Below are 20605 nucleotides of genomic sequence, written 5' to 3'. Positions count from 1 at the left end.
TAAATATATAAATATATAAATATATAAATATATAAATATATAAATATATAAATATATAAATATATAAATATATAAATATATAAATATATAAATATATAAATATATAAATATATAAATATATAAATACAATAATAAAAACTCAACTATTACAGAGCATTATAATTTTTTACGGATAATTTTATGCCATATCTGAAAGTAATGTAGTTCCTTAATATAATTACTGTAATATTTAGTATTTAACATAAAGAAAACCATAAAAAGATCCAACCCTATAATACATAAAGATATATTACTATAGTCCAATATATTCACAATAAATTTTAAACCAACTAGAGAAATAAAAAGTATAAAAGAAAGATAACGGGCTGCAGTTAGCATGATAAAACCTAAATTAATGCCACGATGTGTCAATGATATTGACAAAAATGCAAATATCAAGGCTACCGAAGAAATAAAAAATAGAATTGGTAAATGATTTTTATTATGCAAGTTAAATAACAGCATAAATGTGACCATTACATAAAATTTAATTAGTAATATAGTAGAAAGCAATGTTATTAATAATGCTTTCTTCGGAATATCAAAACGCAATAATAATCTATATTTATTTAGCTTCCTTTCTGTTAGCAAAGTTTTGTCATTTTTTTTCACTCTTTGATTAAGTGCATAACTTGATTTAAGTACATTATTTAGATTTTCATTTAATATGAAATACCTCCAAAATATCATGAACACATTTAATTTATTATAATTATCAACATGTTGAACGATATTTTCTTCTTTATCTATCTTTTTTTTCAAAAATAAATTGTTAACTTTAAACCATAATATCCCTCTCATCATACGAGAAAATATTTCGCTATTAATGATTATTCTGTTAGTAAAGAAATTAAAAAGGACAATTATTAATAAATACAATTCGTGGTGCATATAATAAATAAAATAATTAAGTAAAAGAAGACCAATAGCCAAAACAATACTTAATGTATTTAACCTATTCAGTATTTTTAAAGCTAAAAGACTTCCTCTATAAGCATAAAGTGTTAGCACTGAAGTAATAGAAATAATAAATATAGTGGTAGATCGTTTAAGACCTGCAATATCAATAGAAAGGTAAAAATCATATAGCACAGAAATAAATGTCATATAAGAAATAAAAACCAATGAAGAAAACAAGACCAACAATACACTTTCTTCTGATAATCTATTAATAGATAATTTAGTTTTAGGATTAACAGAATTTATCTCATCCAACAAAGAAAAATCACCGTTTTTAACTCTAATATCTGTGTTTTTATACAGGTCAAGAATATATCTGAACTTTTTATTTGTTAATGCATTATTAATTATCATACAATCTCCAAAAAAATCTGATATTTCATATTACCTCTTTATTTTTAAAACTATTTTATACACACCCAATACCAAAGTGGCAGAGCTTTTCATTCAATGCCATAAAAATATTATATTAATCTGATTGCTATAATAGCATGAATTTTGTAAAACCTTTTTATCAATAGCTATTTCTAATATAAGTGGCTGGCTGCTCTTCCACAATAGAGTAAATTACACCAATAACATAACTAGCTGAGTTTACTATGTTTTCAGGACTCCTGATACTTCCCGTCATTCCACTGCCAAAAAAGCCACCTCCAGCAGAAAGAGAATTTATCAAATGGTTTCGTAGGGCTCTTTGGATTTCTTCTGTTGGATAGTGTTTAAGATATTTTCCTCTTTTTATTGCGTCTTTTATAGCCTGATTAGAAATACCTGGATTATTATGCCGCATAATTTCTTCTGTTAGTCTCTTTCTCTCATGCCTCGGCATTTTTTTTAACCACTCAGATGCACTACGTGAAGATGTAGACTTCATTATTCTGTAAGTGTGGTATGCCTCTTTTAAAGCCGCAGATCCGGAAGCGAGAGAGATTATATCCAGCATTGTTGTCGTTGCAACATACCAATCTTGTGAATCTAACCAAGCGATATTTTCTATCCCTTCCTCACCACTACTGGTAAGTTGATAAACCCTATAGATGCCATTTCCACATTGAAGAGTACTTGCTACAGCACCACTATAAGCCAAAACAGTAATGACTGAACTAGCCCCTAACGTAACTGGAGCCGCTGCTGCTGAAACATATTCAACAACTATAAATGCTGCTGCAGAACCACATGAAAGTGCAGTTGATCCAATTTCTAACATCAAATTGGGCTCTGATACTGTTTTTTTCAATTCTACTTCAGGAGTAGTGCTTATAGCTTCTCGATTAAAGATGATAATATGTGTTAATTCAGAGGATGTTTGGCTTCCTCTTCTTTTTGATGGCCTAACCAAATAACGCTTAGATAGTCCATCTGAATAAATTATTCCTGCACCATAAAAATCACGGTGGCAATCTAAAGTATCAGCAATAGCCTGAAAATCAATATTGTTAGCGCTACAATGTATATGGCCAAACATTCTAGCAGACTGAAAGTTAGGTAACTTACTTTCATCAAATTCATTTCTTAATTGTGATGTAAGACTATTAAATTGCATTTTGATCACCACTCGTGATTATTTACTTATATATTAAGTACGATGTCGAGCCTTAATAAACAGTTTCTTCCCAAGCACTGTATCCGGATGTACCAGCCGCATGGTGCTGGCAAACAATATCTTTATACTGAACAGCAACAACTTCTTCGGGCTGTCTATCATTATGATTCACCGAATGTGGATATTGGACATTCACATTTAATAACTTAGCATTCCTTAAATTGACAGAATAATAAAGCTCCTGTCCACCAGCTTGCGACGTTCGGTAAAAATCAAACATCAGGTCTACCTCTTCATTGTTTGAAATTGCCATTAACAGTAACGGGGATGATTTATCTAATAACTTAACAAATTTAACCGGCTGGTGAGAAACATTCTGTGATCGAGAAACACCATGATTAAATTGTAATACAAAAATTTGATCTTCATGTCCTAATTGATATTTATTACCAATGGAGTCTAATGTAGAACATCCTTGAGAAATCAGGCCCTGAAGTTTGCCTTTAATCGTTACATAAATCGAATTTGCCATATTATATTAACCTATTATTATTTACTCTGCCTGTTATAGCATAAAATAAAATAAGGAAATATGACTTATTCCATAGAATGGATATTTATTGTAGTATATGAATTTTAGTTTTTATTTATCACAAATATAAACTAATAAGTAATACTATTTTAATATTTAGATAGTAATAATAACTCCCCACTTCAACAGTGGAGAGTTAATAGAGTCAAAAAGAAAAATATCTGGCTAACATTTAATGTTAGCGTTGGGAATAATATTTAATTCTTTTTTAGACCAAAACCACAGAAATTTCTTTCTCTCACGCTTCACTGAGAAACGACGAGCCACATAGTTGGCTGTTAATTCCAGTGATAAACACATCACGAAATAAACTAAGGCGACAAATAAAAAGACTTCCATCGGGTAAACCATACTGCGGTTATTAACCTGCGTTGCCAGAAATGACAATTCTGCTACTCCGACAATATAAGCCAGTGACGTATCTTTGATTAATGCAATCCATTGGTTGATAAATGAAGGCACCATCATGCGTAAGGCCTGTGGTAAAACGATATGCCACAAGACTTCCCAACGATTAAAGCCCAAAGATAATCCTGCTCGCCATTGCCCTTCTCCGATTGCCAGAATGCCTGCTTTAACACCGTGAGCCAGATAAGCGGAAGTGATCAGAGCCAGTGCGCAAACAACGGTTGTAATTTCGGGAATTTCCACCCCTAAAACTACCGGTAGCAGGAAGTAAGTCCAGAAAATCAGCATAATAACCGGAATGGCGCGGAAAAAACCTAATACCGCCGCCAGCAGGTTTACCCAGAAACCTTGCAGCATTGCCAGAGCAACACCTGCCACTATTCCCAGAACGATCGAGATTGCTCCGGCCATGAGGCTGATTAGCAGCGTTAATGCCGCTCCTTCCAGTGGGCCGTCAGGAAATGTTCCCAGCAGCAGGTAGCGCCAGTTTTCCGTGATAACTGTAAAATCCATCTCAATGCCCCCTTGCCAGTATTCTCTGCTGACGCCACTGTCCCCAGCCTTCCATCACCGCAATAATCGCGATGTAAAACACTGTCGCAACGCCAAACGCCTCAAATGTTTTCAGGGATTGCGTTTCTACCTGACGGGAAGCATAGGAAAGTTCAGCCACACCAATCGCCATCGTTAGTGATGAGTTTTTGACGATAGTCATGTACTGCCCCAAGAGTGGCGGCATGGCAATTTTTAATGCCTGTGGCAGGACAACATAGCGCATCGCCTGCCAGCCGGTTAGCCCCAGTGCATGAGCCGCATATTTCTGCCCGCGCCCAATCCCCCGCATTCCTGCTCTCAGCTCTTCCGCCACAAAAGGCGCTGAATAGAGCGTCAGGCCGATAAACCCTGCCAGAAACTCGAATGAAGGCCATTCAAGTGTGATACCTGCCAGCGTGGTTTCATGTGAAGTATTCAGCCAGATCATCGCGGCCTGAGGTAAAATCTGACCGGAAGCGAAATACCAGAAAAATAGTTGTACCAATAGTGGCGTATTACGGAATACCGAGGTATAGGCTGTCACCAGCCAACGCAATGGCCTGATTTGGCTGTCCCGCGCAGCCGTAATGACAAAGCCTAATAAGGTGGAAGAAGCAACAGTACAGGCAGAGATCCACAATGTAATCAGGAACCCCTGCCAGAGCCATTGCAGATATTCTGGAGCCAGTAAGTGCTCGCTGATAAATTGCTCAAACATAGTGTGTTCACCATAATCATATTCACCCCTATGGATTTCATGCATCGCGGCGGCAAGAGAATGCCCCCGGAGCATAGGTAACTATGTGACCGGAGTGAATGAACGCAGCCAACAAAGAGGCAACTTGAAAGACGACGGGTATATCAACAAACGGCACAGCCCCGCACATAGACGGGGCTGGTTTCCGGTGCAATTTCAGGTGTGATTTATTACTCTGCCTGATTGTCTAACGGAGCGAATCTGAAATTACCACGCGGTTGTGCCGATTTTGTTTCAGGGCCAAACCAGCGGTTATAAATTTTTTCTGCTTCACCTTCTTTTTCCAGTTTCAGCAAGGTCTGGTTAACAGAGTCAACCAATCGCGTTTCTCCTTTTGAAGCAGCGACCGCCTGATATTCACGGGTAATACTGAAAGGTGAGATTTCAAAATCCGCTTTTTGCGCCTCAGGCACATTGGCCAGCAGGCCAACTAATTTTGCATCATCCTGCGTGATCGCCTGAACATTGCCATTTCTCAGCGCTGCAAATGCCAGTGGAGTATCGTCATAAGAGATGACTTTAGTCGTCGGATAACGTTCGCGCAGCGTAATCTCCTGTACCGTCCCTTTATCCGCACCGATACGTAATTTCGCGATATCGTCCGGATTGGTCAGGATACCTTTACGGGCAATGAATTTTTGCCCCGTAGCAAAATAAGGAATGGAGAAATTGACCTGTTTTGCGCGTTCATCGGTAATTGTGAAATTCGCAGCAATTAAATCAATTTTTTTGGATGCAAGGAGTGGAATACGGTTGGCGGGATTCGTCGGACGCAGTTCCAGTTTTACGCCCAAATCGCTGGCGATGGCGTTAGCGATATCCACATCATAACCCGCCAGTTTTTTGGTTTTAGGATCGATAAAACCAAAAGGCGGGTTACTGTCAAAGACCGCAATACGAACGGTGCCAGCTTTTTTTATATCATCAAGTTTATCTGCCTTAGCGACACCTGAAACCAATACCAGACTGGTCAATAATGCAGTCAGTGCTATGCGGGACTGATTCTGACGAGATTGATTGCGGAATTTCATTGGATACCCCTGTTATCAATAATTGTTCATTGTTTAACAAAAGCTATCAATTTCGTCATAGCACATGAAATAATAAAAAATGCTATATTTATAACTTTTTTGAATAAATATTACTCACCTTTTGTCAGCAACTCTTCCAGTTTATCGCCACCAATATGACGAAAATCCTGCCCTTTGACGTAATAGAAAATAAACTCGCAAATGTTCTGACAACGATCCCCGATACGTTCAATCGAACGAGCACAGAACAGTGCGGTCATAATGCTTGGAATGGTACGCGGGTCTTCCATCATATAAGTCATTAACTGGCGGACAATGCCTTCATATTCCTGATCCACTTTTTTATCTTCCCGATAGATACGGATGGCTTCCGCCAAATCCATGCGGGCAAAAGCATCCAGAACATCATGCAGCATACGGATAGTATGCCACCCCAAAGACTCCAGACTGACCAGCAACGGCTGTTGTTGCTGAGAAAAGCGCTCCAGAGCGGTCTGGCAGATTTTATTCGCTCCATCACCAATACGTTCCAGCTCTGCAATGGTTTTTGAGATAACCATAATCAGGCGCAGATCACTGGCAGCAGGCTGACGTTTGGCAATAATTCTGACACAGGCTTCATCGATCGCCACTTCCATCATATTCACCTTCTGGTCATCCTTAATAACCTGCTGAGCCAGCTCGCGATCCTGATTATGCATCGCCATAATCGCTTTACTCAGCTGCTCCTCTACCAATCCGCCCATCGCCATTAACTCAGTACGGATATGTTCCAGTTCAGCATTGAACTGACCGGAGATATGCCTGCCGAAATTCAGATTGTCCATCTTTAGCTACCCCGTTTAGCCTGTATCAGCCGTAACGACCTGTAATATAATCTTCGGTCTGCTTCATTTTGGGTGTAGTGAACAGGATGTCAGTGTCACTGAACTCAACCAGCTCACCAAGGTACATAAAAGCCGTATAATCAGAACAACGTGCTGCCTGCTGCATATTATGGGTCACGATCACCACGGTATATTCCGCTTTCAGTTCGCTGATAAGCTCTTCAATACGCCCGGTGGAAATCGGATCGAGGGCAGAACAAGGTTCATCCAGCAATAAAACTTCCGGGCGGATCGCAATACCACGGGCAATACATAAACGCTGCTGCTGGCCTCCTGACAGGCTGTAACCACTCTGATGCAGCTTATCTTTTGTTTCGTTCCACAAGGCGGCTTTTGTCAGCGCCCATCGCACCCGTTCATCCATTTCAGTTCTTGGGAGCTTTTCAAATAAACGCACACCAAACGCAATATTGTCGTAAATCGACATCGGAAAAGGAGTCGGTTTCTGGAACACCATTCCCACTTTAGCCCGCAGTAACGCAATATCCTGTTTATCCGTCAGAATATTTGCCCCATCAAGCACGATCTCACCTTCAGCTCTCTGTTCTGCATACTGTTCATACATTTTATTGAAGGTGCGCAACAGTGTTGACTTACCGCATCCCGAAGGACCGATGAAGGCGGTCACTTTATTCTGCGCAATATCTAACGTCACATTTTTCAGGGCATGAAATTTGCCATAATAGAAGTTCAAATCACGTACCTGAATTTTACTCCCTGCCACACCATTATTAGCCTGATTCATCAGCAGCTTCTCTCTTCAGTTTCAGAATTTCTTTCCGGCAAATTTCTTATCGGCAAATAAAACTCGAGCCAAAATATTAATCAACAATACACACAGGGTGATCAGCAAAACACCGGCCCATGCCAGTTGTTGCCAGTCAGAGAATGGACTCATGGCAAATTTGAAAATGGTGACAGGCAGGTTAGCAATGGGCTGGCTGAGATCGGTGCTCCAGAATTGGTTAGAAAGCGAAGTAAACAGTAAAGGTGCGGTTTCACCTGCAATACGGGCGATAGCCAGTAAGACACCGGTAATAATGCCGGATACTGAGGCTTTTAATGTGATAGCCGTGATCATTTTCCATTTCGGTGTTCCCAGTGCATAAGCGGCTTCACGTAAACTATCCGGTACAAGTTTCAGCATATTTTCCGTCGTGCGGATGACAATCGGAACTTGTAACAAAGCCAGCGCAATAATCCCTGCCCAACCGGAGAAATGCCCCATCTTAATGACCACGACTGTGTAGACAAATAACCCGACAACAATAGACGGTGCCGAAAGCAGAATATCGTTAATAAAGCGCACCATTTCAGCTAACAAAGATCGGCGGCCATATTCAGCCAGATAAATCCCCGCCATTATGCCTAAAGGTGTACCACATACCGTTGCCCAGAAAATCAGAAGCCCGCTGCCGACGATGGCATTCGCCAGCCCTCCTGCCTCGCTGTTGGGGGGCGGTGTCATTTCCGTGAATAACGCCACAGACATTCCATCAATGCCTTTAGTGATTGTAGAAATTAAAATCCAGACCAGCCAGAACAGGCCAAATACCATTGTTGCCATCGATAGAAACAGGGCGATACGGTTTTTCTGCCGACGCCAGACCTGCATCCGACGACAGCCTGCCAGATTTTCTGCGCCAGCGATGTTAGTTATCTGGTTGGCTTGGCGCTTATCAGGACTCAACATTTCAGCGCCCCTCATTTCTGGACAGACGCATAATCATCAGTTTTGACAGCGCGAGAACAATAAAGGTGATGACAAATAAAATCAGCCCCAACTCCATCAATGCTGAGGTATGCAGACCAGACTCAGCCTCGGCAAATTCGTTTGCCAGTGCGGAGGTGATGCTGTTTCCCGGCATATAAAGTGAAAAACTATCCAGTTGGTAGGTATTACCGATAATAAAAGTCACCGCCATCGTTTCTCCTAATGCCCGCCCTAACCCCAGCATAACGCCACCAATGACACCATTTTTGGTATAAGGCAGAACGATATGCCAAATCACTTCCCATGTTGTGCAGCCAATACCGTAAGCAGACTCTTTCATCATGACAGGCGTCTGCTCAAAGACGTCACGCATCACAGAAGCGATATAGGGGATAATCATAATGGCCAGAATAATCCCCGCCGCCAGAATACCGATGCCGAAAGCCGGGCCGGAAAACAGTTCTCCTACAATAGGAATCCCCGATAAAACCTCACCGACAGGCTGCTGAAAATAGGTGGCAAAAAGCGGAGCAAACACAAACAGCCCCCACATGCCATAAACGATACTGGGAATGGCTGCCAGTAACTCAATTGCGACACCAAGCGGCCGTTTCAGCCAGTTTGGTGCCAGCTCGGTCAAAAACAGGGCGATACCAAAACTCACCGGAACGGCAATAATCAGGGCAATGAACGAGGTAACTAATGTGCCGTAAACCGGTACCAAAGCACCAAAGATCCCTGCCGGAGCATCCCACTCTTTCTGCCATAGAAAAGCAATACCAAACTGCTGCATACTCGGCCATGATGCAACAAACAGCGAAATGATAATGCCTCCCAGCAGGAATAGCGTCATCAGTGCAGCCAGCCTGACCAGCAGACTGAAAATGATGTCACCATACCTGCCCGGTGCTTTCTGTAAACTGGTTTGGTGAGTGGCTTTATGTTTTACCATGCGCGCAATTCCCATTTGAGTTATCCCTTTCCACCCGCTAAAAAATGGTTAGTACAGGGCATTGCCGTGCTCATCCTTTATGTTGCTTTTCCATGCCGCACGTATCTGTTCGATAACATCTTTCGGAAACACGGCATAATCCAGTTCTTTCGCCTGTTGACCGCCTTTTTCATAAGCCCAGTCAAAGAATTTCAGAGCAGATGCACCGTTTGTGCCATTTTTCTGCTGCTTATGGAGCAGGATGAATGTCGTTGAAGTGATTGGCCACGCATTGTTACCCGGCTGATTAGTGAGATCCTGTGCGAAACTTTTACTCCAGTCAGCACCTTTTGCCGCCGCACTAAAGCTTGCTTCAGTCGGGACAACCGTCTTTCCGTCAGCGGTAATCAAGCTGGTATAGGCAAGGTTATTCTGTTTCGCATAGGCATATTCAACATAACCAATGGAGCCGGGCAGACGCTGAACAAATGCGGCAATGCCATCGTTGCCTTTACCGCCCAGCCCGGTCGGCCATTTCACTGTAGAGCCAGCGCCGACTTTTGTTTTCCAGTCACTATTCACTTTGGATAGATAGCGGGTAAAGACAAATGAGGTACCTGAACCATCCGCGCGGCGAATAACGGCAATGTTTTGATCAGGCAGTTTAAGATTCGGATTCAGCTTCGCAATGGCAGGGTCATTCCACTTCTTAATGGTGCCGAGGTAAATATCTCCCAGCGTTTTACCATCCAGCACCAATTGACCCGATTTGATATCCGGTAAGTTTACCGCCAACACAATGCCACCGATTACAGTAGGAAACTGGAATAAACCATCTGATGCCAGTTTTTCATCAGTCAATGGCGCATCTGAAGCACCAAAATCAACTGTACCGGCGATAATCTGCTTTACGCCCCCTGAAGAACCAATTCCCTGATAATTGATTTTATTACCTGTTTCTTTTTGATAGGAATCAGCCCATTTGGTATATATCGGTGCCGGAAAGGTTGCCCCAGCTCCTGTCAGGCTGGTTGCTGAAAATGAAGATATCGATACCACAGCTGATGCTGCTGCCATAATACCGATCACAGTGAGACGCATTGGTTTCATACACCCTCCGCTAAGAGACGCATTATTTATCAAAAACAACTGTTAATAGTTTGGTTTTCAGAAAAAAATGGTTCTGGAGGGAGAAAAATAAGTCACTTTGATGACAGCAATATGTATGAATTATGACATTTTTATGACAGCGATTCAGAATGGAGCGTTTAAGAATCAGCCAGTGGAATATAAGCACGAATGGATAAGCCGCCTCTTTCACTTCTGCCCACCTCAAGGTATCCATCATGTATGTCGATGATGCGGCGGACAATGGCAAGCCCAAGCCCGACCCCATTGTAATTATTGCCGTTATTTATGTGATGCGGTTTTCCCTGTCTGAAGGGCTGGAACAAAACAGCAGCTTGTTCTTTTGTGATACCTACGCCATTATCTTCCACCTGAAACCAGCCAAATCTTTCAGTTTTGCCACTGCTGATGCCGATCCATCCATTGCCGTAACGCTGAGCATTAGTGAGCATATTCGCCACTACACGCTTCACAGACAGAGCATCGGCCATAATGAAAACAGGCTGCATAGACAGGTTATCTGCTATTTTTTTCAAAGAGTGGTTTTTAAAAGAATGGCTTTCAGCAGCATGGTTTTTTCCCGGATTTTTCTTTTCTGGCATTACCGCTTTTTCTGCCCTGATTACTTCCTCAATGAGCTGATTTAATTCACAACGAATTTTTGCCGTATCCTGCCCTGCCCGCTGATAATCAATAAACTGGCTAATGATTGCATTGCACTCTTCAATATCATGATTGACGGATTCGCAAAGAAAATCATTTTTTTCATCAATCATTTCCATCGCCAGCCGTATCCGGGTCAGCGGGGTACGTAAATCATGGCTGATACCTGCCATAAAAATAGCCCGATCATCCTCCAGCGACTTCAGTGCCACCGACATTTGGTTAAAAGCCCGGATAACCGACCGAGTACCGGATGTTCCCGATTCAGGCAATGGTGCAATGATTTTCCCTTTTCCTGTTTTTATTATTGCCTGCTGTACGGCTGCCAAAGGACGCCTTTGCGCCTGAAAGTAAAACCAGCCTATAGTGGCAACCAATAATACTGACAGCAGTGTACTTATCAGGATATACGGGAATACGGTGGTAAATGAGATATCTTCCAGCCTTGCCAGCATGGTGGCAGGCAGATAACTGATCATCAGGCTGCTCAACAGCATCGCCAGTACCCAAGGCAGAGCACGGGAAAATATACTATGCAGTGAGAGCCTGAGCTTTTTCATAACCTACTTCCACTTATTCCTTATCAGAGACCTTATATTATTCAGGTTTCACACCATTTAGGCTTTATACAACCAGGCTTTACAGCTTATGCCTTATTGCCATCAGGAACGAAAACATACCCCAACCCCCAAACGGTCTGGATATAGCGGGGATGCGACGGATCTTCTTCAATCAGGCGGCGCAAACGGGAAACCTGCACATCAATAGAGCGTTCCGTCGCACCATATTCCCTGCCGCGGGCCAGACTCATCAGTTTATCCCGCGATAATGGTTCACGTGGATGGGACACCAATGCTTTCAGTACCGAGAATTCCCCACTGGTTAGCGGCAGTTGCTCATCTTGATGAAACATTTCCCGCGTCCCGATATCCAGTTTAAATTTACCAAAAGTCACTACCGAGTTATCCGAAGTCAGTGCGCCAGCTAATTCATGGGAGTGCCTGCGCAACACTGCGCGGATACGTGCCAGTAATTCTCGCGGATTAAAGGGCTTTGCCAGATAATCATCTGCTCCTATCTCCAGACCGACAATCCGGTCAACTTCTTCCCCTTTCGCAGAAATCATGATGACAGGAATCGGGTTATTCTGACTCCTCAATCTGCGGCAGATAGATAACCCATCTTCGCCCGGCAACATTAAATCCAGTACAATCAATTGAATAGATTCTCTGGTCAATAAGCGATCCATCTGCTCTGCGTTTGCAACACAACGAACTTGAAAACCCTGCTCTGATAAATAGCGCTCCAGTAAGACACGCAAACGCATATCATCATCAACAACAAGGATTTTATAACTCTCTTGCATGTTTCAGCTCCCAAGATGCTCCATGCCCGCAATATCCATTATTTTTACAGAAAATCCACGCTTTAAAAGAACACTAACGCCATGTATTTTAATAATATTTGCAGCATTGACAATAATTGCTTATGTTTCTGTTTTTCATCCCTGTTTTCCTTGCTCCCTGACTTCTACCGACTACTTTTAGCTTTCCGGTGGCTGATAACTGATTTCCAGAATCCAGTAAACTGCCTGACCATTCGGGGTCATCACAGTCACTTCATCATCAACCTGTTTACCCAGTAGTGCTCTGGCTACCGGTGAATCAATGGAGATCCATTTTTTGGCTGGCTCAAACTCATCCGGCCCCACCAGACGGAAAATATATTCTTCGGCATTTTCGTTTTCGACTTTAACCCATGCCCCAAAAAAGACTTTTCCTTCCTGTCGCGGATCAGGATCGACAATTTGCAATACATCCAGCCTTTTAGATAAAAAACGCACCCGACGGTCAATTTCCCTTAACCTTTTTTTACCATAAATATATTCTGCGTTCTCTGAACGATCCCCTAATGCAGCCGCATCAGAGACAGCCTGAGTGACTTTTGGACGCTCAATTTTCCAGAGGTACTTCAGTTCCTGATCAAGCGCCTGCCAGCCTTCTCGGGTAATGTAGTTACTTTTGCCCATGAAAAACTCACTTGAGAAAATATGATTAATGGCGCAGTACTATATCTTAACCGGGCAGATATTCGAGGAGTTCCATCGCAACATGACAGAAATATTATGCTATACCTGATATACCCGCCGTCTTTCGAGTTGTATCACAGCAACAGATAACCAATGACTCTGGCGGCTCAGAACCCGCAACAAAACAGATAATCGAAAGATAAAAGGCATAAACTGGAAATTATTGCGCTCGGTACGTATATAATGGAGTCAAGTGTGAAACCTGCCAGCATCCATACCCAATAGATTTCAAGTTACATCGGGGTAACCTGAAACATTGAAGGGGAATTTTGGATGAATCTGGTACTGTCTGCTGATATCTATCTACAGACGCTAAGAAAGTTGAAGAAAATAGACTATGAATGAATCTTTAAGTCGAATTATTGCCGGTGAGTTACAGGCTCAACCCCAGCAAGTTCAGGCCGCGATTGCTTTACTTGATGAAGGAAATACCGTTCCCTTTGTTGCTCGTTACCGTAAAGAAGCTACCGGGGGGCTTGATGATACCCAGCTTCGCCAGCTTGAAAGCCGTCTTGGTTATCTGCGTGAACTGTCAGACCGCCGCCAGACTATCCTGAAATCTATTGAAGAGCAGGGTAAACTGACGAGTGAACTGGCTGAAGCCATTAATTCCACGCTCAGTAAAACCGAGCTGGAAGACCTCTACCTGCCTTATAAGCCTAAACGCCGCACCCGTGGGCAGATTGCTATTGAAGCCGGGCTGGAGCCACTGGCAGACCTGTTGTGGCAAGACCCGCAGCAGGAGCCGGAATCCGCCGCCGCTGCGTATGTTAATGCTGACAACGGCGTTGCGGATACCAAAGCGGCCTTAGATGGTGCCCGCTATATCCTGATGGAACGTTTTGCTGAAGATGCGTCTCTGTTGGCAAAAGTACGTGAATATCTGTGGAAAAATGCCCATCTGACGGCCAAAGTTGTTGAAGGTAAAGAGGAAGAAGGTGCTAAATTCAGCGATTATTTCGATCATCATGAATCTATCTCTTCTGTACCATCACACCGTGCTCTTGCGATGTTCCGCGGACGCAATGAAGGCATCCTGCAACTGTCCCTGAATGCCGACCCTCAGTTTGAAGAAGCTCCTAAAGAAAGTTACTGCGAACAGATTATCACTGACCATCTGAACCTGCGCCTGAACAGCGCACCGGCTGACGGATGGCGCAAGGCTGTCGTGAGCTGGACGTGGCGTATCAAAGTTCTGTTGCATATGGAAACAGAATTGATGGCTACACTGCGTGAAAAAGCGGAAAACGAAGCGATCAACGTCTTCGCCCGTAACCTGCACGATCTGATGATGGCCGCTCCTGCGGGTATGCGTTCCACAATGGGTCTGGACCCGGGTCTGAGAACAGGTGTCAAAGTTGCTGTTGTTGACTCAACCGGCAAACTACTGGCCACCGATACCATCTACCCGCACACAGGTCAGGAAAATAAAGCAGCCGCAGCGGTTGCGGCTCTGTGCACCAGGCATAATGTTGATCTGGTCGCTATTGGTAATGGCACGGCATCCCGTGAAACAGAACGCTTCTTTGCCAATGTTCAGAAACAGTATCCTGACGTTACTGCACAGAAAGTCATCGTCAGTGAAGCCGGTGCTTCCGTTTATTCTGCCTCTGAGCTGGCTGCTCAGGAATTCCCTGATCTGGATGTTTCACTGCGTGGTGCCGTTTCCATTGCGCGCCGTCTTCAGGACCCACTGGCAGAGCTGGTGAAAATCGAGCCTAAATCCATTGGTGTCGGTCAGTATCAGCATGATGTCAGCCAGACTCAGCTTGCCAAAAAACTGGATACCGTCGTTGAGGACTGTGTAAACAGTGTAGGGGTTGACCTGAATACCGCATCAGTTTCTCTGCTGACTCGTGTTGCAGGGCTGACCCGCTCTGTTGCCCAGAATATCGTCAACTGGCGTGATGAAAATGGCCGTTTTAACAACCGTGGAGAACTACTGAAAGTCCATCGCCTCGGGCCGAAAGCATTCCTGCAATGTGCGGGCTTCTTGCGTATTAATCAGGGCGATAACCCGCTGGATGCGTCTACCGTTCACCCTGAAACCTATCCGGTTGTTGAAAAAATTCTGGCAACAACAGAACAGACTTTGCCGGAACTGATGGGTAACCCAGCAGCATTACGCGATTTGAAAGCTCAGGATTTTACCACTGAGAAATTCGGTATCCCGACGGTAACCGATATTCTGAAAGAGTTGGAAAAACCTGGCCGCGACCCTCGTCCTGAATTCAAGACCGCCACTTTTGCCGATGGTGTGGAGACGATGAATGACCTGCGTGCAGGTATGATTCTGGAAGGTACAGTCACTAATGTCACCAACTTCGGTGCGTTTGTTGATATCGGCGTACATCAGGACGGACTGGTGCATATCTCCTCTCTTTCCGATCGGTTCGTGGAAGACCCACACACGGTAGTAAAAACGGGCGATATCGTGAAAGTTAAGGTGATGGACGTTGACCTGAACCGCAAACGTATTGCTCTGACAATGCGCCTTGATGAACAGCCGGGAGAAGCGCCTGCCCGTCGTAATAATTCGCAGGGTGGCAACCGTCAGGAACAGCGTAACGGCAATGAACGTAACCGAAATGGCAAAAACCGCCAGAATTTCCGTTCATCCGGTTCCTCGCCATTAGCTAACAGTGCCATGAGTGATGCATTGGCAGCCGCTTTTGGTAAAAAACGCTAACCTCTTTTAAGAGATTATTTCCTGAACTGGCTCGCTTGAGTCAGTTCAGCTTAGTTTTATCTCAGATCAGCTTTATCAAGTTTAAAAGCTCATGAGACGATGATGCTTACCAACTAAGATTGACCTTCTGAATCATAGATGAATTGCCACACGCTTACCGGTCGGAAGTGTTACATCAATACTTAATTCCCCTCCCAAGGCTGCCACATAGCGCTTGAGTGTTGAGAGACGTGGGTCATGATCAGAATTCTCCATCCGAGCAATGGAAGGCTGTTGAACCCCCATAGCGGCAGCAAGCTCCGCCTGTGACATATCTAATTCATCACGCAACTGACTAAGGGCCAATTTGATGCTTGCTTGTTCCACTCGCTTTTCAACCCGTGCCTGCATTTCCGGGCTTTCTTTTGCCAATAATTCTCTGTAATTGGCCATAGTTATTTCTCCAAATTGTTTAAGTGACGGCGGTATTCAGAATCAGCTTGCCGGATCATGTCATTGTAGAACCGTTTTTCATTTACCCCTGTTTTATTGCCAGCACATAAAACGATTGCACGTCGTTTAGGATCAAATGCAAAAAAAGCTCTAATCGGATCACCTGCATGTTGCACACGTAATTCTTTCATGTTTGGGAAATCTGAGCCATATAGTGTATCAACATAAGGCCTTCCAAGATTCGGCCCGAACCTCTCCAATACCCCCATTGCTTCGTAAACGGATTCCCTGAGTTCATCATCCTGAGCCAGAAACCACGCATCAAAATACTCTGTTGTGATAACGTCCCACATACCATCCTACCCACAGTCCATGTTCTATAACTTATTCGTTATGGATAAAATATAACATATTTGTTATATACACAAGTTCAATATTGAACACGGACAGGAATTACAAACCGAAATCGTCCAATATCTTATCTTGTAAATTCAAACTTGTTTTTTATCAGTAACTCAAGTAAGCATTTAGAATTCTTCTAAATTTAATCTCTTTACAATCAGATTAATATTATGAAAAATAAAAGAGAACGTAAAAAAACATTATCCGATATTCTCTATTAATAATTCACCACTCCTTTTTCATAACCATAATTAATATATTCCGTGGCGATGAGACGCTGTTTAATAAATTATAAATATAACTAAAAGCTAAAGTTATTAAGGAGTAATTTATGAATAAACATGTCAAAAGTAGTTTTGACTTACTCAGCAATATAAGATTTTTCGGACTTTCCACTCATGACCCTAATGCCGGAACCGTTTGGTCAACCACACTGTTCTATATTCCTAAATACAATCCATTAAGTTTAATCTGGTATTCAAAGCAGGATACCCGACATTCTCAGGAACTACATATCAACCCGCAAGTCAGTGGTACAATCTACAGCGCAGACATAACAATACCGGATTCGCCACCAACACTTGCAGGTGCTCAATTTATTGGTCAGGCTCGTCAGATCCCTGACGAAGACCTACAGGAAACCTATGATTACTTCTTCCTGAAAACGTTTCCAGATGAAGATACCAGACAGAAAAACGCTCGCCCCATTACTGATTTTTATGGGAGCGCAATACGCCGTTTCTATAAAGTAAACATTGAATCATGGTGGGTGTACGACTCAGCTCGTTGGAGTGAACATCAGGATGATGCCCGTGTTTCAATCTCTTTAAGTGATTTGTTCTCTTCCCCCTAAATTAATAAAAAACATAAATTGATTTAATAATTAATAGGAAAAATAAGTAATAACAAGCGCCATTTCTTATTGGAGCTTGTTATTATCCCCTTTTATTTACATTCTTTACAAAACTTTAATTTTTAATCGAATCACCATTAAATTGATTAATATCAAATTATTCCGTCATTATTCAGTGATAAATAGACGATAGTGGTATTGCATATTATTATCATTAGCGATTTAATCCTAAATAACTAATATACTTCCACTTGTGAATTTTGCTTTATTGAGGATAATCATTCTCATAATCACTGTATTTTAAATTTTCACGGAGTGTTATATGTCATTGACTCCAAATCAGAGCTATAGAATTCTGGGATTCTTCCCACAAATAAACCGCGCATACAGACAAAAACTATTGTCTCTGGGTATGTTGCCCGGTTCCACCTTTCAGGTCATTCGGGTAGCCCCTCTGGGAGATCCTATTCAAATAGAAACACGCAGAGTCAACCTTATTCTCCGTAAAAAAGATTTGGCACTTCTCACATTAGCAGCAGTACATTCAACAGCGCCAACGGAATGAAATCCTGATGTCGTACAGTCCAGCGACTGAATGCAATGATGCACAATCTTCCTGATCAGTAAAAAGTATGATGAAACAATTAACTATAGGTTTAATCGGTAACCCTAACTCTGGGAAAACCACATTATTTAACCAACTTACAGGCTCCCGACAACGGGTCGGCAACTGGTCTGGGGTTACGGTTGAGCGCAAAATCGGGCATTTTTCTACCCAAAAACACCAAATTGACCTTGTGGATCTTCCCGGTACTTATTCCCTCACGACCATTTCCGAACAAACCTCAATTGACGAGCAAATTGCCTGCCAATACATACTGAGCAGTGAAGCCGATATGTTTATCAATGTCGTTGACGCTTCAAATCTGGAACGTAATCTCTATCTTTCATTACAGCTCATCGAGCTTGGTATTCCCTGCATTATTGCCCTGAATATGCTGGATATAGCCGAAAGCCAGCATATTAACATTGATATCGCAGCACTGGAGCAGCGTCTTGGTTGCCCGGTTATACCACTCGTTTCCACCCGCTCTACCGGAATCAATACGCTTAAAAAAACCATTGACCATTACTACCAGCCTGCGCGTCCGGTATTAGTTAATTATCCCGATGCGCTATTGCAGGAGGCTAACCGCCTCGCCGATTTGATCAGCAAAAATTTCAATCCGCAACAGCGCCACTGGCTCAGCTTACAAATACTGGAAGGTGATATATACAGCCTTGAACGTTCAGGGCTGACGCAGGAGCAACTGGCTGAAAGTAAAATTCGCCTGCAACAGCAACAGGTTGAAGAACCCGAGCTCATCATTGCGGATGCCCGCTATCAGGCGATCAATCATCTGTGTCTGGCAGTCACGGATATTCACTCAGCAATACCCAATAAACTGACTCAGGCGCTGGATAAAGTTATCCTCAATCGCTGGCTGGGTGTGCCTGTTTTCCTGTTTGTCATGTATCTCATGTTCGTACTGGCGATTAATATCGGCGGTGCTTTACAGCCCATTTTTGATGGCGCTTCCTCCGCTATTTTCATTGATGGTATGCAGTGGCTCGGTTATACCCTTCATTTCCCGAACTGGCTGACGGTGTTCCTTGCACAAGGGATCGGAGGCGGTATCAATACCATGCTGCCATTGGTTCCTCAGATTGGCATGATGTACCTCTTCCTCTCTTTTCTTGAGGACTCCGGCTACATGGCCAGAGCCGCATTTGTCATGGACAGACTGATGCAGTCGCTGGGATTACCGGGGAAATCTTTCGTCCCCCTGATTGTCGGCTTTGGTTGTAATGTTCCTTCCGTTATGGGTTCCAGAACACTGGATGCGCCGCGTGAAAGGCTGATTACCATCATGATGGCGCCATTTATGTCCTGTGGTGCGCGTCTGGCTATTTTTGCCGTTTTTGCCGCTGCGTTCTTTAATAAACATGGCGCCAGTATTGTTTTTTCCCTGTATCTCCTCGGTATTGTCGTTGCTATCCTGACGGGCCTGTTACTCAAATACACCATTATGCGTGGTGAAGCATCTCCCTTTGTGATGGAACTGCCGGTATATCATGTGCCCCATGCCAAAACGCTATTAATCCAGACTTGGCAACGCCTGAAAGGATTTGTGCTCCGAGCGGGGAAAGTGATTGTCGCTGCCAGTATGTTTATCGGTGCTCTCAATAGTTTTTCTTTCTCCGGTAAGACCGTAGACAATATCAACGAGTCAGCGCTGGCCTCCGTCAGTAAAGTCATCACACCGATCCTGCATCCGATGGGCGTACATTCTGATAACTGGCAGGCAACTGTCGGGCTGATCACCGGAGCGATGGCAAAAGAAGTGGTTGTCGGTACGCTGAATACACTTTATACCGCAGAGAATATTACTAAACAGCCATTCAACCCTGATGATTTTAATCTGCTGGATGAACTGAAAGGGTCAGTAACAGACACATGGGACAGCCTGAAAGAAACATTCACCCTGAGTGCGCTCTCCAACCCGATTGAGGCCAGCAAAGGCGACGGCAATATGGACAGCAGTTCAATGGGTGTAATGAGTGCCAAATTCGGCTCTCCTGTGGCTGCCTATAGCTACCTGATCTTTGTGCTGCTCTATGTGCCCTGTGTTTCTGTGATGGGAGCGATTGCCCGTGAAACCAGCCGTGGCTGGATGACTTTCTCAATTTTATGGGGATTAAACGTTGCCTATTCTCTGGCTGTGCTGTTTTATCAGGCCACCGCTTTTTCTGCGCATCCGCAAAGCAGCCTGTTCACGATTCTGGCTGTCATTCTGTTCAATATCGCAATCTTTGTCGGATTACGTCGTGCACGCAGCAGAATCACAGTCACATTCAATAGCACTAGCAGAGACCGGAGCTGCGATTGTTCCGGCGGTAGCTGCCACTAAGG

The 20605-nt window shown here is 43.3% G+C and carries 20 protein-coding genes; 4 read left to right on the top strand and 16 right to left on the bottom strand.

Features of this window, described 5'->3' with window-relative positions; genetic code table 11:
* Positions 1-156: 156 nt before the first annotated feature.
* The 14 genes from Xinn_RS11095 to greB form a co-directional block, all read right to left on the bottom strand.
* On the bottom strand, positions 157-1353 hold the full coding sequence (locus tag Xinn_RS11095; protein WP_086954717.1) for a hypothetical protein: 1197 nt from the start codon (positions 1351-1353) through the stop codon (positions 157-159).
* A 160-nt stretch (positions 1354-1513) separates the two neighbouring features.
* A complete protein-coding gene (gene ssp4 / locus Xinn_RS11090) occupies positions 1514-2542 on the bottom strand; it encodes an Ssp4 family T6SS effector (RefSeq protein WP_086954718.1) in 1029 nt (342 codons plus the stop codon).
* A gap of 52 nt (positions 2543-2594) precedes the next feature.
* A complete protein-coding gene (locus Xinn_RS11085; RefSeq protein ID WP_086954719.1) occupies positions 2595-3074 on the bottom strand; it encodes an Hcp family type VI secretion system effector in 480 nt (159 codons plus the stop codon).
* Positions 3075-3299: 225 nt separating this feature from the next.
* Positions 3300-4055: an amino acid ABC transporter permease gene (locus tag Xinn_RS11080; protein WP_086954720.1), complete on the bottom strand. Its 756-nt coding sequence runs from the start codon at positions 4053-4055 to the stop codon at positions 3300-3302.
* A 1-nt stretch (position 4056) separates the two neighbouring features.
* Positions 4057-4794: an amino acid ABC transporter permease gene (locus Xinn_RS11075; protein ID WP_086956530.1), complete on the bottom strand. Its 738-nt coding sequence runs from the start codon at positions 4792-4794 to the stop codon at positions 4057-4059.
* 209 nt (positions 4795-5003) lie between these two features.
* Positions 5004-5864 (bottom strand): ABC transporter substrate-binding protein, encoded by an 861-nt coding sequence (locus tag Xinn_RS11070; RefSeq protein ID WP_086954721.1) that lies wholly within the window; start codon positions 5862-5864, stop codon positions 5004-5006.
* 110 nt (positions 5865-5974) lie between these two features.
* Positions 5975-6691, bottom strand: a complete 717-nt coding sequence (phoU, locus tag Xinn_RS11065; protein ID WP_086954722.1) for a phosphate signaling complex protein PhoU — start codon at positions 6689-6691, stop codon at positions 5975-5977.
* Between the two features lie 25 nt (positions 6692-6716).
* Entirely contained in the window at positions 6717-7496 is a 780-nt protein-coding gene (gene pstB / locus Xinn_RS11060) for a phosphate ABC transporter ATP-binding protein PstB (protein WP_086954723.1), read from the bottom strand.
* Between the two features lie 21 nt (positions 7497-7517).
* Complete coding sequence (pstA, locus tag Xinn_RS11055; RefSeq protein ID WP_099137653.1) at positions 7518-8444, bottom strand: phosphate ABC transporter permease PstA; 927 nt, start codon at positions 8442-8444, stop codon at positions 7518-7520.
* A 1-nt stretch (position 8445) separates the two neighbouring features.
* Positions 8446-9417, bottom strand: a complete 972-nt coding sequence (pstC, locus tag Xinn_RS11050; RefSeq protein WP_086956531.1) for a phosphate ABC transporter permease PstC — start codon at positions 9415-9417, stop codon at positions 8446-8448.
* 48 nt (positions 9418-9465) lie between these two features.
* Entirely contained in the window at positions 9466-10506 is a 1041-nt protein-coding gene (gene pstS, locus Xinn_RS11045) for a phosphate ABC transporter substrate-binding protein PstS (RefSeq protein WP_086954724.1), read from the bottom strand.
* Between the two features lie 158 nt (positions 10507-10664).
* Positions 10665-11747: an ATP-binding protein gene (locus Xinn_RS11040; RefSeq protein ID WP_086954725.1), complete on the bottom strand. Its 1083-nt coding sequence runs from the start codon at positions 11745-11747 to the stop codon at positions 10665-10667.
* A gap of 86 nt (positions 11748-11833) precedes the next feature.
* On the bottom strand, positions 11834-12553 hold the full coding sequence (gene ompR, locus Xinn_RS11035; protein WP_086954726.1) for an osmolarity response regulator transcription factor OmpR: 720 nt from the start codon (positions 12551-12553) through the stop codon (positions 11834-11836).
* Positions 12554-12730: 177 nt separating this feature from the next.
* Positions 12731-13216: a transcription elongation factor GreB gene (greB, locus tag Xinn_RS11030; protein ID WP_086954727.1), complete on the bottom strand. Its 486-nt coding sequence runs from the start codon at positions 13214-13216 to the stop codon at positions 12731-12733.
* 397 nt (positions 13217-13613) lie between these two features.
* Between greB and Xinn_RS11025 the strand changes: the two genes are divergently transcribed.
* Positions 13614-15965 carry a Tex family protein gene (locus Xinn_RS11025; protein ID WP_086954728.1) on the top strand — a complete coding sequence of 784 codons (2352 nt, stop codon included), beginning with the start codon at positions 13614-13616 and terminating at the stop codon, positions 15963-15965.
* Between the two features lie 132 nt (positions 15966-16097).
* Here the strand turns inward: Xinn_RS11025 and Xinn_RS11020 are convergent, their stop codons facing one another.
* Complete coding sequence (locus Xinn_RS11020) at positions 16098-16397, bottom strand: helix-turn-helix domain-containing protein (protein WP_086954729.1); 300 nt, start codon at positions 16395-16397, stop codon at positions 16098-16100.
* Between the two features lie 2 nt (positions 16398-16399).
* The gene (locus Xinn_RS11015; protein WP_086954730.1) at positions 16400-16750 is read right to left on the bottom strand and encodes a type II toxin-antitoxin system RelE/ParE family toxin; all 351 of its coding nucleotides are present in this window, start codon (positions 16748-16750) and stop codon (positions 16400-16402) included.
* Between the two features lie 380 nt (positions 16751-17130).
* On the opposite strand from Xinn_RS11015, the gene Xinn_RS11010 reads away from it, so the two are divergent.
* From Xinn_RS11010 to feoB, 3 genes are all read left to right on the top strand, one after another.
* Positions 17131-17652, top strand: a complete 522-nt coding sequence (locus Xinn_RS11010) for a pyridoxamine 5'-phosphate oxidase family protein (RefSeq protein ID WP_086954731.1) — start codon at positions 17131-17133, stop codon at positions 17650-17652.
* Positions 17653-17974: 322 nt separating this feature from the next.
* Positions 17975-18217, top strand: a complete 243-nt coding sequence (feoA, locus tag Xinn_RS11005) for a ferrous iron transporter A (RefSeq protein ID WP_086954732.1) — start codon at positions 17975-17977, stop codon at positions 18215-18217.
* A 70-nt stretch (positions 18218-18287) separates the two neighbouring features.
* On the top strand, positions 18288-20603 hold the full coding sequence (gene feoB, locus Xinn_RS11000) for a Fe(2+) transporter permease subunit FeoB (protein WP_086956533.1): 2316 nt from the start codon (positions 18288-18290) through the stop codon (positions 20601-20603).
* Positions 20604-20605 lie beyond the last annotated feature (2 nt).

Origin of the sequence: Xenorhabdus innexi (assembly GCF_002632485.1) — a bacterium.
GTDB classification, from domain to species: Bacteria; Pseudomonadota; Gammaproteobacteria; order Enterobacterales; family Enterobacteriaceae; genus Xenorhabdus; species Xenorhabdus innexi.
The sequence above is the reverse complement of the archived record's forward strand: the minus strand, read 5'-3'. Positions and strand labels throughout refer to the sequence as shown.